Below are 15,645 nucleotides of genomic sequence, written 5' to 3' on the forward strand. Positions count from 1 at the left end.
TTAAGCCGCACCCGCCTGCTGCATGTACCCGAGCGAGAGGAGGGTCACGCCCTCGACCTCGAGCGACGCCGGGATGCGCGCGCGCCACACGAGCGACAGGTGCATCTGCTCGAGGTCGACGATGACCGTGTCGATGGGCACGGCGGCGAAGCTCGCCGCGTCGCCCTTGCCGGCGAGCCGGACGACCACGGCGGCCTCCGGCACGTGGAAGCGGCAGGCCGTGCCCGCGGCCTCGGGCGCCGCGCCCGGCGCGCTCGGCGGCAGCAGGTTCCACAGCTCGGCGAGCTCGCCGCCAAGCAGGTAATCGCATTGCATGTCGGGGTGCGCGCCGTTCCAGTAAGCCATGTCGAAATCGGGCGGCATGTACGGCCAGCGCTCGGCGAGCCAGCGATCGTCGAAGGTGCCTGCCAGCTTCAGCCGCGGCTGCCACGGCTTGGCGATGACGCCGAATCCGCGCGGCGACAGCTCCGGCGCCTCGCCGGCGCGCACCTCGCCCGCCACCATCCGCGCGAAGATCTCCGCCGTGATCCCGGCGCCGGGCGCCTCGATCCGCGGGGCCGGCCAGCGCTTCACCTCGGCCGCGTCGGCGTACCAGCCCTCGAGGAAGCCGACGCCGAACGGATTGTGCGCGCAGGTCGCGTGCGCCACCGGGGCCGCGTCCGCCTCCGGGTGCGCCCGGCGCGCCGCCTCGCTCAGCCGGTGCGCGCCGTCGAGCCGCCTCGCGGCCTCATCCTCGGCGTACACCTTGAGCTGGCCGCCGAAGGCGTGCTCGTAGCGCAGCGGCAGCGCCACGAAGGGCTCCGGATCCGTCAGCGCCCATCCATCGTCCTTGCGCTCGAACGCCCGCGCCCCGTGGACGGCCAGGCGGTGATCCAGCAGCGTGCCGGCCTCCGCGAGGCCGGGGATCGCGGCCAGGCGCCGGATGCGGACGCGCACGTCCACGCGCGCCGCCGCCTCGCCGGCCGGCGCGTGCGCGGCGCCGATCACGATGACGTCGCACCTCGGCTTGCTCTGCGCGAGATCGCTCTCGACCTTGACGCTGCTGCGGTTGATCTCGCCGTGATAGACGTCCGAGACCACGAGCTCGCCTTCGGCGATGGCGGCAACGTGGGTGATCCGCGCGCCGTCGCTCTCGCCCGCGCCCGGCGCGGCGCGCAGCTCGTAGCTGCCCCGCGCGACGACGACATGCGATTCGTCGCCCCGAGCATCGACGATGTCGTACTCCAGCACGGGAAACGGAGTGCGGTTCTCGAGCTCCATCGGGGCGGCGGCAGGATACCCGACCGCTTCGGCGCGGAGCAAGGCCGCTCGGGGGCGGCGCGCGCGGCATTTTCGGTGTCGCGTATCGCGTATCGCGTCGCGCGGCGCCTCAGGCGAGCCACCGCGGCGCCGGTCGCAATGCCGCAATGCCGGGGCCCCTCAGGCGACCCACCGCAGCTCTCGATGAAATAGCTCACCCTCGAGCGAATCCATGCTCAGGCCCGTGTCCGCCGCCGCCTCGGCGCCCGCGATGAAGCTCGCCACCTCCCGGATGACGTGGCTGTCGCGGAGCACGCGCCGGTGGCCCAGCCCCTGCGTCTCGTGGAGGCGCGCGCCCGGCCACGCGCCGGCCAGCGCGAGCCCTTCCTCGAACAGCACCTCCTGGTCCTGCCGATCGTGCACCACGAGCAGCTCCCCGCGCATCCGAGGGGCGAGCAAGCGCCCGTCGAGCTCGCGCAGCGCGATGCCCGTCCGCGCCTCGATGCGCTCCTTCAGGCGGCGCTCGACGCGCGGATCCAGCCCGAAGAACGATACGAACGCCCCGGTGAAGCGGTGCGGGTTGAGCGGCGGCGCGACGAACGCATAGCGCTTCGCGCCCACGCCGCCCCGCTGCGCCAGGACCGCCGCCACGCCCCCGAGCGAGTGCGCCACGACCCCTTCGACGGGGCCGGCCGCGCGCGCGACGTGCGCGAGCGCGTCGGCGAGGTCGACAACCGTGGCGTCGGGCGCGGGGTGGTCGCCGTGACCGGGCGCGTCGAACGCCACGACCCGGAGCCCCGCCGCGAGCAGCCGCGGGACGAAGGCCGACAGCTGGCTCCCGCGCCCCTCCCACCCGTGCACCAGCAGCACCGCAGGATCGCCGGACCGCGGCCGCGGCGGGTTGAACGTCCACACCGGGATCGCGCCCGCGCCGCTCGCCACGCGCGACGGCGCCGCCCCGGCGAGCGCTTCACGCTCCCACGCCGGCCGCGCGTGGCGCCGGGGCGTCCTGTAGATCCGCTCGGCCCACTGCGCCGCCGCCTCCGGGGACAAGGCCCCCACCGCGCGCAGGCCGGCGCGCACCGCGAAGAGGCGCAGATCAAACGATCGAACGTTCGTACTATTTTTTGGTCCGAGGGTCGCTTTGCTCATGGTACCTCCGGTTGTCTCGTCAGCGCGTCGCCGCCGCGTCGCCGACCAGCCGCTCGAACGCGGCGCGGGCGCGCTCCTCTGCTTTAGGGTCGCGCAGCAGCCTGCCCAGGATGTGAAAGCCGTACGCGATCGAGAACACCTCGAACGCGAGCTGATGCACGTCGAGGTCCTTCCGGAAGTGCCCCTCCTCGACGGCGATGCGCGCGGCGTGCGCGAGGGTCTCGATCCAGTCCTTCTGGGAGGCGACGAGCCTGTCGCGGGCCGGCCCGGGTTTGTCGTCGAGCTCGACGCTCGCGTGCAGGAACACGCAGCCGCCGGGCATGAACGGCTGCTCGGTCCAGCGCAGCCAGCGCTCGAAGAGCGCCCGGACACGCGGGAGCCCGCGCGGCTCGCGGAGGGCGGGGCTCACGACCACGTCCACGAAGCGGCTCGTCGCCTCGTCGAGCACGGCGACCTGCATGTCCTCCTTGGAGCCGAAATGCGCGAACAGGCCGCTCTTCGACATGCCCACCCGCTCGGCGAGCAGCCCGATGCTCAGGCCGTCGAGGCCGACCTCGCTGGCGAGCGACAGCGCCTCCGCCAGGATCGCCCTGCGGGTGTCCTCTCCCTTGGTCACGAGGCTACGATAGCACGACCGTTCGCTTTGGCGAGCGTCGTCATCGTGCGCCCTCGCTCAGCCGGAGGGCGGCGCCGGGGCACACGGCGACCGCTTCCCGGACGGCCGCGTGCTGCTCCTCCGGCGGCTCGGCGTCGCGCACGATCACGATCCCGTCCTCCCGCTGATCGAAGACCGCGGGCGCGACCATCACGCATTGGCCCGCGCCGCAGCACTTTTCGACGTCCGCGATCACCCTGAGCTTCGAACCGGTTTCCATGTGTCTCTCCGCTCCCGTCTCACGTCGCGGCCGGCCATCGTCACCAGCGGACCAGGAGCCTCTCGATCCCGCCGACGAGCAGGCCCTCGCGGCGCGGCAGGTCCTGGGGCGCCACCGCGAGATCGAGCGAGGGCAAGCGGCGCAGGAGCACGCTCAGCACGGTCTGCAGCTCGGTCCGCGCGAGCGCCTGGCCCACGCACGAATGGCCGCCCGCGCCGAACGCGAGGTGCGGGTTCGGCGCGCGGCTCAGCACCATGTCGTCGGCCCGCTCGAACGCCTTCTCGTCCCGGTTCGCCGCGGCCATGTTGCAGATGATCGTCGTGCCGCGCGGCACCTTCGTGCCCGACAGCTCGATGTCCTCGGTGATGAAGCGCGGCAGCCCAAAGCCCGCGTTGGCGTCGAAGCGGAGCGCCTCCTCCACCGCGGTGCGGACGAGGGAGGGCTCGGCCAGGAGCCGCTCCCAGCGCTTCCGATCCGAGAGCAGCATGGCGACCATCTTGGCGATCATGTTCGAGGTGGTCTCGTGCCCGGCCACCAGGACGCCCTGCGCCGTGAGCATGAGGACCTTTTCGCTGATCTGCTCTCCCTGGTCGGCGGCCCTGATCAGATCGCTGAGCAGGTCGTCCCCGGGCTGCGCGCGCTTCTTCGCGATATGGCCCATCAGGTACTCGGTGAACTCCGCCTGGGCCGTGTCGACCTCCTCCTGCGTGAACTGCGTCAGGGTGAGCATGGCATTCGACCAGGTGGCGAGCTTGTCGCGCTCATCCACGGAGATGCCGAGGATCTCGGCGATCACCCAGACCGGCAAGGGGAAGGCGAGCTCGCTCACGAGGTCGGCGGGCGGGCCCTTCGCGACCATCGTGTCGATGAGCTGGTTCGCCATCGCCTCGATGCTCTGCTGCATCGCGGAGATGCGCTTGACGGTGAACCAGCGGCTGATGAAGCGCCGCCATTTCTCGTGCTGCTCGCCGGACGAGATCTCGGCCGCGGCCTCGCTCTCGAAGGCGCTGCCCCCCTCGTTGGCCGTGATCCTCGCCGCGCCTTCCTGGCTCAGGTTGCGGGTGAACCGCGGATCCGAGAGCACATGGCGCACGTCGTCATACCGCGTGACCAGCACCGCCTCGTCCCCGCTCGGCAAGCGAACATGGGCGACCGGACACCCCTTCCGGAGCTTCGCCCACTCCTCCGGAGGCTCCACGGCGTTCGGGGCGCGGAACGGATACTCCAGGACCTGATCGCTGCTGTCAGTGCTCATCGAGACCTCCCGCCAGGGGTCTAAGGCAGACGACTTATGAAGTCAACTGACTTAATCCTGATTCCACGGTCAGGAGCCGCTGATGGCCGGGCGGAGCACCCCCACACAAATGTATGTCAAGTTTCATACTTCTAAATTTTCCAGTAACCGGCTGAGGGGATAGCGAAGGGGTGGAGCCGATCAGGTCACGTACCGGACCCAGCACGACTGCAGCCCACGCACGGTCGACGAGACGCTTCACTCGGGCGCTCTCCCCGCCGCTCCCCCCATCCCTGTCAACCGTGGGCTGCACCGGTTGACGGCAGCGGTTGCATCGGCGGCGCGCCGCCTGCCTCCGTACCTAAAGCGGGCGTTCGCGGCTACCTGCGCTGCGGAGCAGCGGTCACGGGAGCGGGCCGTAGGAGAGCAGGCCCACCTTCGGGGTCTCCATCGACAGCAGCGTGATGAGCCCGAAGTTGGTGAGGAGGGCGTGCCTCGTCGAGCCCGACGTCGCGAGCGCGACGCTCGCGGGCCCATCGAACAAGCCGCCTCTGGCGAGCACGGTCGCTTTGCCGTCCGTCCCGACCCGGACGAGCGCGTTGCCCCCGTTGCCCGCGACAAGGATGCTCCCATCCGCGTCTGCGGTGATGCCGTCGGCGCCCTGGAGCGGCAGGCATGTCGCCGGATCCGACGTGGAGAACTCGACCGCGACATCCGGTGTCCCGTCGGCGTTGATCGGGATCTTGATGAGCGCCGCCTTGTCCGTATTGGCCACGTAGAAGGCGCCGCGCGAAAGCGCGACGCCGTTGGCGCCAAACGGGATGCCGAGGACCGTCTTGCAGGGGTTCGTCGCAGCGACGTCCCCCTTGAGCAGAGGATCGGTGAGCCAGTTGGTCACCGTCTTGCCGTCGGGGCTTATCTTGAAGATCGCGCCCAGGGCCGAGTCCGTGACGAAGAGGTTGCCGTCCTCGTCGAAGACGAGCCCATTGGGCAGGTTCATGGCCGCGTCGGTGGCGAAGGCCGTGGTCACCGGACCGCCCCCCGCCGGGATCTTGTAGATGCCGGGCGCGTACGCGGCCGGGTCGAGTGACGCGGCGGCCACGTAGAGATCGCCGGCGGCAGACTGGGTGATGCCGGTCACGAAGCCCGTGTTCGCGGGCGGCGCCGGCACGGTGGCGAAGGCAGACACCTTGTTGTCGGCGAGCGAGACGGCGACGATCTCGCCGGTCAGGGCATAGCCCATATACGCCGTCTCGCTGTCGGCGGTGACCCAGAGCCCCTCGGGGAGCTGGGACTTCGCTGCATCGAGCTCGGCGAGAAACTCGAGCTCTGGCGTCGAGACGCTGTCGCCGCTGCTGCTGCTCGTGGTGTTGTCTTCGCCGCATGCGACGAGAGATGCGCTGAGCCCCAGCGCCGTCAGGAGGATCGAGCGGGAGAGTGCCATGGTCGATTTCATGAGAATTCCTTCGGTAACAGGTCTCTATTGCCAGGGCGGCTGCCGCCCCTCGGTGGGACGTGAAGGACCGTGAAAGGTCGTGCCCGCGCAAACGAGCTTCTGCCCTTGCGCCGCAAGGGCTCGCCGGTGACCGCGTCATGCGGTAGCGCCGCGAGCTGTGGAGGCCTGAACATGACGCGACCTTCGTCCTTGCGGTAGAGTCCTCCGCCGGTTAAACTGTTCTGCCTGGAGGACAATGCTGACCACCTCCCTGGACGACCTCCTCTCGATGGCGATCTTCGCGCGCGTGGTGGAGCGCAAGTCCTTCACCGGCGCGGCGAGCGTGCTCGGGCTCTCGAAGTCGGTCGTCAGCGCGCGGCTCGCGGCGCTCGAGGAGCGGCTCGGCGTACGGCTGCTCCACCGCTCGACGCGGCGCCTCGCGCTGACGGAGGACGGCCTACGGCTCTACGAGAGCTGCGAGCGTATCCTCACGGCCGCCGACGAGGCCGCGTCCGCGATGCACGGCGTGAGCCGGGTCCCCGAGGGGCTCTTGCGCGTGTCGGCGCCCGTCTCGTTCGGCATACTGAAGATCGCGCCCTTGATAGGTGACTTCGCAGCGCGCTGCCCGCAGGTGCGCCTCGATCTCTCCCTCTCCGACAGCCTCGTGGATGTCGTCGGCGGGGGCTTCGACGTCGTGGTGCGCTTTGCGCGGCAGCTCGATGAGGCGCGCGTCGCGCGCAAGATCGGGTCTTACCGTCGTATGGTCTATACCTCGCCCGGCTACCTCGCGCGCCACGGCGCGCCGCAGGTGCCCGGCGATCTCGTGAGGCACAACTGCCTCCGTCTCTCGGGGCAGTCGGGCGAGTGGATCTTCGAATCCGGCGCGGAGACGCTCGCCGTGACGGTCAGGGGCAATCTGGTCGTGGATAATGTCGTCGTGCTCAGGCAAGCGCTCGTAGACGGGCTCGGCCTCGCGATGCTGCCGTACTTCGCCGTCGCAGCGGATGTGGCGGCCGGCCGGCTCCAGCCTGTGCTCTTGGGCCATGTCGGGCAAGAGATCTCGATCTTCGTCGTCTTCCCTCACCACCTCCACCAGCCCACCAAGGTGCGCGCGTTCGTGGAGCTCCTCGTCGAGCACCTCGGGAGCGAGCCAGGGGCGGGCGCCGCGCCGGCGAGAAGGAAACCCAGAGCAGCTCGGACATGATATCCTTGAATCGTTTTGTGTTTTGCGTTTTGCGTTCCCCTCCTCCGAGAGGTGCTGTGGGCCATGTGGCGCGACGGCACGGTTCTACGATGCGCAGAGCGCAGCGGTCGCTTCGGCCAAGGGTTTGCGGCTGCAAGCACCGTCGATCGAGCAGCAGGCGCAAGGGATGAAGGAGGCCGCGGTCAAGGCGCGCCGCCGGCAGCGCTCGATCGACAAGCGACAAGGGACTCGGCGCCGCTGCGGCACCGGCTCGGTCGAGGCCAGCCACAGCTCGCTCCTGCGGACGCGACGAGGTGCTCAAGCACAAGCGGAACGACGCGTCTCCTTCGCGTTGACACGCTCCGCGTTCCGTGCTCTCGAATACGGACGGATCGTCTTCGCGCTATCGTCGCCCGGGCTCGGCGCTCCGCACGACAGGGATCGTATAGACCCTCAAACAGTATAGCAACACAAGGAACGCAAGGAGTCTCATGTCTTCTCTTCGAACACAGTCTCTCGACATCAAGGCGCATCACTCGCTATACCCTGCCATCGATCCCAAGACCACATTGAGCGGTAGCGCATCGGACAAAGTCATTTTTATCACCGGTGCATCGCAGGGTATTGGTCAGGCTACCGCGGTGGCTTTCGCTCACGCGGGCGCCAAAGCGATCTACATCACCGCGAGGTCAGAAAAGGGGCTCGAGGCAACAAAAAGACGAGTGAGCGAGGCGAATCCAGAGACGCAGTGTGAGTGTTCGACCTGCGACGTAACAGACGAAGAGCAGGTCAAGGCGTCCATCATGGATTGCGTGGCCAAATTTGGCGGCATCGATGCGGTCGATTCGAATGCCGGTTATCTCGATCAGTGGAAGAAGATTGGCGAATCTGACCCAGCCAGCTGGTGGAAGACATGGGAAGTCAACCTAAAAGGCACATACCACGTGATTCGATTTTCCATCCCCTATCTCATCGAGTCGGCCAGGAAGCATTTTGCCGCAGGATCGACAGGTGGACATCTGATCCTCGTCTCCTCTATCGGCGCTCAATTGGTAACGCCTGCGGCGTCGGACTATCAGACATCCAAGCACGCGATCAACCGCCTTTGCGAGTTCGTCAACGTTGATCACGGCGAGGAGGGCGTCAAATGCTTTGCCATCCATCCAGGAGGTGTTTCCACCGCGCTCGCAAAGAACATGCCCAAGGAAATTCACGCCGGCCTTATCGACGAACCTGATTTGCCAGCCGGGTTCGCTGTTTGGCTTTGCTCCGGCAACGCTGATTGGGCCAAGGGCCGATACTTGAGCTGCAACTGGGACGTTGATGAGTTGACGCAAATCAAAGACCAAATCATTCAGGACGATTTGCTGGTTAATCGTTTGCGCACAAAAGCTTGAGGGCGAGCGCAAATTGCGGGTGCTGGCGCGCGATATCGGCAACCCGTCGCTAGGGACGTGCAGGGGATGACGCGATAGCTTGGCACGCGACTTCCCTGACGCTGCCCAACAAGAGCGTCAGCCGCGGCCCCCTTGGTCTTGCCGAGGGGGCTCGTGCGTCCGGGCCCTCCGCAGGCGTGAGCGATGCGTCGGGCACGCGCGCGGCGCGCCGTCCCCCGCCCTACCGCCCCGCCCCGTTCGCGGGCAGGGCCACCGGCCGCGGGTGCGCGACGAGCGGCGCCTCGCCCGGGATGCGCAGGGGGCTCGGCAGGTACGGATCCAGCTCGCCCGGCTCGAAGCGGCACAGGCCGATGACGTGCCAGAACGACCCGCCGATGTCGCCGCCGAGCTTGTAACGGCCGTCGGGGCTGAACGCCGCCCAGCCCTCGGGACAGGGCAGCAAGATCGCGAGACACCCGCCCGTGGCCACGTCCCAGAGGCGCAGGGTGCCGTCGGCGGACGCCGACGCGAGGCGCGCGCCGTCGGGGCTGAAGGCGATCCCCTGCACCGACGCCTTGTGGCCCTCCAGGGTGCGCAGGACGCGGCCCCGCTTCACGTCCCAGAGCCGCACCGTCTTGTCCGACGACCCCGACGCGAGCATCTGGCTGGCCGGGTTGAACGCGACCCCGCGCACCCCGCGCGTGTGCCCCTCCAGGCAGCCCAGGGCACGGCCGCTCCCCACGTCCCAGAGCCGCACCGTCCGGTCGTCCGACCCCGACACCAGCAGGACCCCATCCGGGCTGAACGCCACCCCGCGGATCCCGTCCGTATGCCCCTCGAACGTGCGGATCGCCCGGCTCCGGCCCACCTCCCACAGGCGCAGCGTCCGGTCGTCCGAGCCCGACGCCAGCGTCAGGCCCGCCGGGCTCCACGCGACGCTGCACACCCGGTGCGCGTGGCCCTCCAGCGTGCGGACCGCGCCGCCGCTCACGACCTCCCAGAGCCGCACCGTCCGGTCGTCCGAGCCCGACGCCAGCATCTCGCCATCCGGGCTGAACGCCACGCTGCGGATCGCCTGCGCGTGCCCCTCGAACGAGCGCAGGAGCCGACCCCGGGCGACCTCCCAGAGCCGCACTGTCTTGTCGTCCGAGCCCGACGCCAGCGTCACCCCATCCGGGCCGAACGCCACGCTGCGCACCCCGAGCGTGTGCCCCTTGAACGTGTGGATCGCCCGGCCGCTCCCCACGTCCCAGAGCCGCACCGTCTTGTCGTCCGACCCCGACGCGAGCGCCTGACCATCCGGGCTGCACGCCACCCCGAGCACCCAGTCGGTGTGGCCCTCGAAGCTGCGCAGCGCATGACCCCGGGCGACCTCCCAGAGCCGCACCGTCTTGTCGCGCGAGCCCGACGCCAGCGTCTGGCCGCTCGGGCTGAACGCCACGCTGCACACCCCCTTCCTGTGGCCCTCGAGCCTGCGGATCGCCCGGCCGGTCCCGACCTCCCAGAGCCGCACCGTCCGGTCCAGCGACCCCGACGCCAGCGTGCGGCCGTCGGCGCTCCAGGCGACGCCGAACACCCAGTCGGTGTGGCCCACGAATGTGCGCAGCGCGCGGCCGCCCCCCGCGTCCCACAGCCGCGCCGTCCGATCCGACGAGCCCGACGCGAGCGCCTGGCCGTCCGGGCTCCACGCCACGGCGAGGATCCAGTCGGTGTGCCCCTCGAACGTGCGCAGCGCGTGGCCGCTCCGGACCCGCCACAGGCGCACCGTCTTGTCCGACGAGCCCGACGCGAGCGTCTGCCCATCCGGGCTGAACGCCACGCTGCGCACCCCGAGCGTGTGCCCCTTGAACGTGCGCAGCACGCGGCCCGTCCCGGCCTCCCAGAGGCGCACCGTCTTGTCCGACGAGCCCGACGCGAGCGTCTGGCCGTCCGGGCTCCACGCGACGCTGCGCACCCCGAGCGTGTGCCCCTCGAACGCGCGCACCGCGCGGCCCGTCCGGACCTCCCAGAGGCGCACCGTGTTGTCCGACGCGCCCGACGCGAGCCAGAGCCCATCCGGGCTGAACGCCACGCTCATCGCCGCGCCGAGGTGCCCGTGCATCGCCCGGATCGGCTGCCCGGTCACCGCGTCCCAGAGCCGCACCGAGCCGTCCTCGTGGCCCGCCGCCAGGAGATCGCCGAGCCGGCTCCACGCCACCGCGTTGCACGGCGAGACCGGCGCCCACATCGCGTCGGCCTCGCGCGGCCGGGGCGGCGCCGCGCCGTCCGCCGACAGCGGCGCGGCAGGCACCCCCCGCGCGCCGACGAGCTTCGCGCCGCGCAGCTGCGCGCCCGCGAGCTCCGCGCCCCGCAGATCCGCGCCGACCAGCCGCGCGAACGAGAGATCCGCGCCCCGCAGATCCGCGCCGGCGAGGTCGGCGCCGGTGAGATCCGCCCTCGAGAGCTGCGCCCCGCCGAGCGACGCGCCGGCGAGCCGGGCCTCGACGAGCGTGGCGCTCCAGAGGTTCGCCTGCGTGAGATCGGCCTTCCGCAGGTCGGCGCAGGCGAGGTTGCACCCGCTCAGGTCCTGCCCCGCCAGGTTGACGCCGGCCACGTCGCGCTCGGCCCCGTCCCCGTCCTCCCGGGCCCCGTCGTCCTTGGCCAGCCAGCGCGCGACGCGCAGCGCGTTGTCCTTGGCGTTCCCCTCGGCCGCCCCGCGGAGGATCCGCTGCGCCCACGCCGCCGCCGCCCCGCGCCCCGCGAGGGACACGAAGAAGTCGACCATGAGCTCGCTCATCTCGTCGGCCCCGAGCGCCGCGCTGTCGCCCGTCTCCTTCACCTCGCGCGCCGCCGCCTCGGCCACCAGCCACTCCAGCGCCGAGCGGTGCACGAACGAGAACGACCCCTCCGCGTCCCGCACGAGCAGCGAGCCCGAGCCGAGCAGGTGCTCGACGATCCCCCGCTCGAGCGGCGGCGCGTCGGCCGGCTGCGCGCCCCGGATCAGGCTCTCCGGCAGCTCGCCGAGCCCGACCGACCGCGCGCTCCGCTCCCAGAGCAGCCGCGAAAGCGCCGTCATCGCCGCCCGCAGCGCGTCGCGCGGGATGCCCCGCGGCGCGCCCGGCGGGTTCGCGCGCGCGTGCTCGTGATCGAGCCACTGCTCGACCAGCACCTCGTACAGCTTCGCCGCCGTGATCGTCCCGGTCCGCGCCTTCGCCTGCCGCAGCTTGTCCGGCTCGATCTTCGCGATGAACCCCAGCATGCGCGGGTTCTCGGACAGCCCGAGCAGGTCCTTGACCTCGTGGAGCAGCCGGTAGCGCGCCTCGGCCTCGGCGGGCTCCGGGCTCAGGTTGCCGAGAAATCGGCGGATCTGCTTCTCCCCGAACCCCTGGAGCTGCACCAGGCGGTAGCCCTGCAGCTGCTCGGCCCGCCGGGCGAGCTCCCGCTTGATCGGCGGATCGGTGAGGAAATGCTGCGTCCGGCTGGTCACGACGACCTTGGCGATCCCCTCCGCCGCCTGGACCACGGTGTCGAAGTGCTCGAGCGCGCGGTCGTAGGTGAGCCGCAGGGCGAGCTCGTCGAAGCCGTCGAAGAGGAGCGCGATCCGCCCCTCGGCGAGCATGTACCGGAAGGCCCGCAGGTCGACCGGCTCGTTCGCGAGGGCGAAGTGCTGCGCGAGGAGCGAGTCGAGCGAGCGCTGCTTCTCGATGCGGCCGAGCTCGATGAGCACCGGCACGAGCGGGTGCCGGTCCCGCGCCATCCGCCGGGCGAGCTCGCGCAGGAGGAACGTCTTGCCGGCGCCGAAGTCGCCGAGCACCAGCGCGAAGCGGCGGTGGGGCGCGTCGAGCATCTTCCAGAGCGCGTCGACCGCGCTCTCGGTCGCGCTCTTCTCGCGATCGCCGAGGCTCACCACCGCCGGCTGCTCGACATAGAGCCATGGCGGGTACGACGGGTCGGCCTCGACGCGCTCGGTCTGCCACGCGAGGTAGCGGCCGAAGTCGATGAGCCCCTGGACCTCGGAGAAGCTCTTCAGCACGACGCCGCGGCGCGCCGCGCTCCGGGCGAGATCGGGCGGCGCCGGCGGGTCGGTGTGGACGAGCGTGGAGCGCAGGTACGGGTCCCGCTGCCGGAAGCGGTGCTCGACCTCGGTGACGTACCGCGTGACGAGCTCCTCGGTGATCGACCGGTCGAGGACGCCGATCACGCGGACGTCGACGCGCCGGCCGTCCGGCACCGCGATCTCGAGCGCGCCCGCGAACGGCGGCGGCGCGCGGTGCCTGGTCACGGTCGCGCCGGGATCGCGCAGGAGCGCCACGCGCTCGACGCGGTCGAGGAAGCTGTCCCGCCGGTCGTCGAACACGGGCTCCCGCTCGCCCTGGGGGCGCTCGCCGTCCTCGGCCGGCTCGCGCAGGTCCGGCGCGGAGGCGCGCTCGATCCGCGGCTCGGGCGCGAGGTGCTGCTGCAAAAAGGCGAAAAGCGCGGCCGCCGAGGCGCCGCAGGCGAAGGCGCGCAGGCCGTCTTCACCGTCGCGCCCGTCGCGCCCGGCGGGGTCGGCCACCGCCCGCATGAGGATCGAGCGCCGCTGGAAGCGCGCCGCGAGGTCGCCGAGGGCCGCGCCCCCGGCCAGGAGGCCGAGCGTGCCCGGCACGACCCGCTGGAGCCGGTCCCAGATGTCCGGGTCGTCGAGCGCCGCCGAGAAGCTGGCGATCGCGCCGACGTGCACGCGGAGCGGCGGATCCGCCGGCAGCGCGTCGGGGTAGAGCAGCCGCTCCTCGAGCACCTTCTCGCGCCCCGCGGCGGTGAGGGCGAGGGCGCCGCCCTTCATCGAGACGAGGCCGTCCTCGAGGGCCTCCTTGAGCCGCGAGGTCCACCCCGGGCAGGCGCGCCGCCGGTCCGGGTGCGCCACGGGCGTCGGCCCGCCCTCGGTCTCGTGCGCGTACAGCGCGTGCAGGAGCCAGCGCCGCGCGGCCGACCGGGAGGGCGGGCGCGCGCGGGAGAGCGCCGAGAGGTCGAGCTCGCGCGCGAGGTAGGCGGCGTCCATCTTCCACGCGGCCTGGAGGTTGAAGGTGCAGAGGTCGTGGAAGAGCCCGGCCTCGCCGCCCGGCGGCGCGGCCCGCTTGCCGTGGTCGAAGCTGTAGAGCTGGTCGGCGACGATCACGTCGCCCGGCGACACCTTCCTCGGATCGCCGGCGCAGGCGCCGCACATCGCGAGGCAGGCGGGATCGAGCTCGGCGAGCAGGTGCTGCCCGCGGATGACGGCGGTGCGCTGCCCCGCCGCGCCGATCCACGCGGCGGCCACGACGAGCAGGCCGCCGCGCGCGCTCGGGAGCGTGCGCCGGTAGTAGCGGAGGCCACCGAGGTCCCGGAGCTCGCGCCACCCCCGGTCGCCGGCCTCGCCGTCGCCGGCCGCGCCCTCGGCGAGGACCGCGTCGAGCTCGTCCTTCTGCGCCGTGACGACGAGCACGTCCACGTGCCCGACGTCCCGCTCGGCGTCCGGGCCCCCGCCGGGGGCCGCGTCCTTCTGCGGGTCCGCGGCGTAGAGGGCCTTGGCCTCCGAGATGCGCTCGCGGCCCTTCTGGGCGTCGTGCCGGCCGGTCGCGGCGAGCGCCTGGGCGGCCACGGCGGACGCCTCGAGGGCGCGGTCGCCGAGCCGCTCGGCGATGGCGCGCGCCTCGGCGAGCGGCGCCTCGGCCTCGGCGGCGCGGCCGGTGCGCGCGGCGATCCCGAAGGCGCCGATCAGGGCGCGGGCCTCGGCCTCGCGGTCCTCGACCTGGCGCGAGAGCGCGAGCGCCTCGCGGTAGCTCGCCTCGGCGGCCGCGAGGTCGCCGCCGTCCTCGAGCAGGCCGGCCATCTCGAGCTGGGCGCGCAGGCGCAGGACCGGCGCGGCGCCGGGCCGCGCCAGCAGGGCGCCGAGGGTCGCCGCCGCGGCGACGGCGTGGCCGCGGCGGCGCTCGGCGGTGGCCTGACGGAGGAGCAGCTCCGCGGCGGGCTCGGCCGCGCCGTGCGGCGCGGCGCGCAGCGAGCAGGCGGCGCTGCCCGCGCGGTGGGCGGCCATCTCCAGGGCGCGCGGCTCGGGGGCGCCGGGCGAGGGCTCGTCGGCGAGGCGGATCTCGGGGGTGCGGATGGCCCAGAAGTCGGGCGCCTCCTCGCGGCAGAGGGCGAGGAAGGCCGGCGGGCCGCACCAGAGCAGGGGGCAGCCGAGGCGGCTCGACAGCGTGTCGTGCCGCTGGTGCAGGTTGAGGAGGCGGAGGCCCTCGCGCGCGGCCGCCGGCGGGGGGTCGGAGCCGACGAGGACGACGACGCCGCGCGGCTCGGGCTCCGCCTTGTAGAGCGCGGAGACGAGGTCCTTCCAGGTGGCCTCGTCGCGGCGCGGCTCGATGATCAGCGCCCGGCGCCCCTCGCGGGTGAGGAAGTCGCCGAGCGCGCGGGCCACGTCCGGGCCGGGGATCTCGACGGGGAGCAGGACGAAGCCGGGGGTGCGCTGGAGGACGCGGAGCACCTCGCGGAAGCTGCTGAGGAACGGGGCCATCGAGGCCGGGAGCGGCGGGGTGGAGGCGGTCATGATCCCGCGACGAGGCGCCCGGCCGGCGCGGGCGCGCGGCCGTGGAGGGACGAGGTGGTCACGGAGCTCCTCGAAGGGACCGTCGTCGCCGAGATCAACAAGATTGCCTTACCCCCCGCGATGCCGGGCAGCGCTGCGCTGCGCCGCGCCGTGCCTCTCCCCAGGCCACATCACGCATGGTGCGGCCAAAGCGTGGGGCCCTGCAATAGGCTCCGGAGAGGGCGCCGGCGTGGGTGCGGCGCGGGGCGCGTGGGCGGCGCGGGGCGGGCCGGGTGCCTGGCACGCCTTCGCTGTGCCCTGGCACGCACGTCGCCGTGCCAGGCACGCATTCACGGTGACATCCACCGACGTCGCTGAGCCGCTGTCCCGCAGGACGGCGCGTCGCCGCAGCCTGCGCCGCAGTCCTCTGTCGCATCGAGCACTGCAGAGGTCACCGACGTTTCTTCCGCCATCGCGAGCGCCAGCCCTGCGGTCACGAGAATGGCAGGCTCGCTGCCTGAGCGGCGATCGACAAGAGAGCCTGCCGCGGTGTCGCACAGGAACGACGCTGTGAGCGCGTGATCCGGACGGAACAAAGCGCGCGCGCGGGGAGGAGCTTTGATAGCATCGTCCT

9 protein-coding genes are annotated in these 15,645 nt (G+C 71.8%); 2 read left to right on the forward strand and 7 right to left on the reverse strand.

Translation table 11 applies throughout. The features are described from left to right. The 6 genes from WME98_RS01475 to WME98_RS01500 form a co-directional block, all read right to left on the reverse strand. Nucleotides 1-1,302 (reverse strand): DUF2169 family type VI secretion system accessory protein, encoded by a 1,302-nt coding sequence (locus tag WME98_RS01475; protein WP_437949632.1) that lies wholly within the window; start codon nt 1,300-1,302, stop codon nt 1-3. A 117-nt stretch (nt 1,303-1,419) separates the two neighbouring features. Then, entirely contained in the window at nt 1,420-2,292 is an 873-nt protein-coding gene (locus tag WME98_RS01480) for an alpha/beta hydrolase (protein WP_437949633.1), read from the reverse strand. A gap of 118 nt (nt 2,293-2,410) precedes the next feature. After that, nucleotides 2,411-3,007: a TetR/AcrR family transcriptional regulator gene (locus WME98_RS01485; protein ID WP_437949634.1), complete on the reverse strand. Its 597-nt coding sequence runs from the start codon at nt 3,005-3,007 to the stop codon at nt 2,411-2,413. A gap of 40 nt (nt 3,008-3,047) precedes the next feature. Next, entirely contained in the window at nt 3,048-3,266 is a 219-nt protein-coding gene (locus tag WME98_RS01490; RefSeq protein WP_061627543.1) for a ferredoxin, read from the reverse strand. Nucleotides 3,267-3,306: 40 nt separating this feature from the next. After that, a complete protein-coding gene (locus tag WME98_RS01495) occupies nt 3,307-4,521 on the reverse strand; it encodes a cytochrome P450 (RefSeq protein WP_437949635.1) in 1,215 nt (404 codons plus the stop codon). Between the two features lie 382 nt (nt 4,522-4,903). Next, nucleotides 4,904-5,944 (reverse strand): SMP-30/gluconolactonase/LRE family protein, encoded by a 1,041-nt coding sequence (locus WME98_RS01500; protein WP_437949636.1) that lies wholly within the window; start codon nt 5,942-5,944, stop codon nt 4,904-4,906. 247 nt (nt 5,945-6,191) lie between these two features. Here WME98_RS01500 and WME98_RS01505 point away from each other — a divergent pair, with 247 nt between their 5' ends. Both WME98_RS01505 and WME98_RS01510 read left to right on the forward strand, forming a co-directional pair. Next, the gene (locus tag WME98_RS01505) at nt 6,192-7,139 is read left to right on the forward strand and encodes a LysR family transcriptional regulator (protein ID WP_437949637.1); all 948 of its coding nucleotides are present in this window, start codon (nt 6,192-6,194) and stop codon (nt 7,137-7,139) included. Nucleotides 7,140-7,609: 470 nt separating this feature from the next. Continuing rightward, nucleotides 7,610-8,515 carry an SDR family oxidoreductase gene (locus WME98_RS01510; RefSeq protein ID WP_437949638.1) on the forward strand — a complete coding sequence of 302 codons (906 nt, stop codon included), beginning with the start codon at nt 7,610-7,612 and terminating at the stop codon, nt 8,513-8,515. Between the two features lie 220 nt (nt 8,516-8,735). On the opposite strand, the gene WME98_RS01515 is transcribed toward WME98_RS01510, so the two are convergent. After that, nucleotides 8,736-15,032 (reverse strand): pentapeptide repeat-containing protein, encoded by a 6,297-nt coding sequence (locus WME98_RS01515; RefSeq protein WP_437949639.1) that lies wholly within the window; start codon nt 15,030-15,032, stop codon nt 8,736-8,738. Between the last annotated feature and the right edge of the window lie 613 nt (nt 15,033-15,645).

This window comes from Sorangium sp. So ce296, from assembly GCF_051529605.1.
Taxonomy (GTDB): domain Bacteria; phylum Myxococcota_A; class Polyangia; order Polyangiales; family Polyangiaceae; genus Sorangium; species Sorangium cellulosum_D.

What these genes read in the sequence shown, in the direction of transcription:
- WME98_RS01490 (WP_061627543.1), bottom strand. Translation starts at nt 3,266, where the DNA reads ATGGAAACCGGTTCGAAGCTCAGGGTGATCGCGGACGTCGAAAAGTGC.
- WME98_RS01495 (WP_437949635.1), bottom strand. Translation starts at nt 4,521, where the DNA reads ATGAGCACTGACAGCAGCGATCAGGTCCTGGAGTATCCGTTCCGCGCC.
- WME98_RS01500 (WP_437949636.1), bottom strand. Translation starts at nt 5,944, where the DNA reads ATGGCACTCTCCCGCTCGATCCTCCTGACGGCGCTGGGGCTCAGCGCA.
- WME98_RS01505 (WP_437949637.1), top strand. Translation starts at nt 6,192, where the DNA reads ATGCTGACCACCTCCCTGGACGACCTCCTCTCGATGGCGATCTTCGCG.
- WME98_RS01510 (WP_437949638.1), top strand. Translation starts at nt 7,610, where the DNA reads ATGTCTTCTCTTCGAACACAGTCTCTCGACATCAAGGCGCATCACTCG.
- WME98_RS01515 (WP_437949639.1), bottom strand. Translation starts at nt 15,032, where the DNA reads ATGACCGCCTCCACCCCGCCGCTCCCGGCCTCGATGGCCCCGTTCCTC.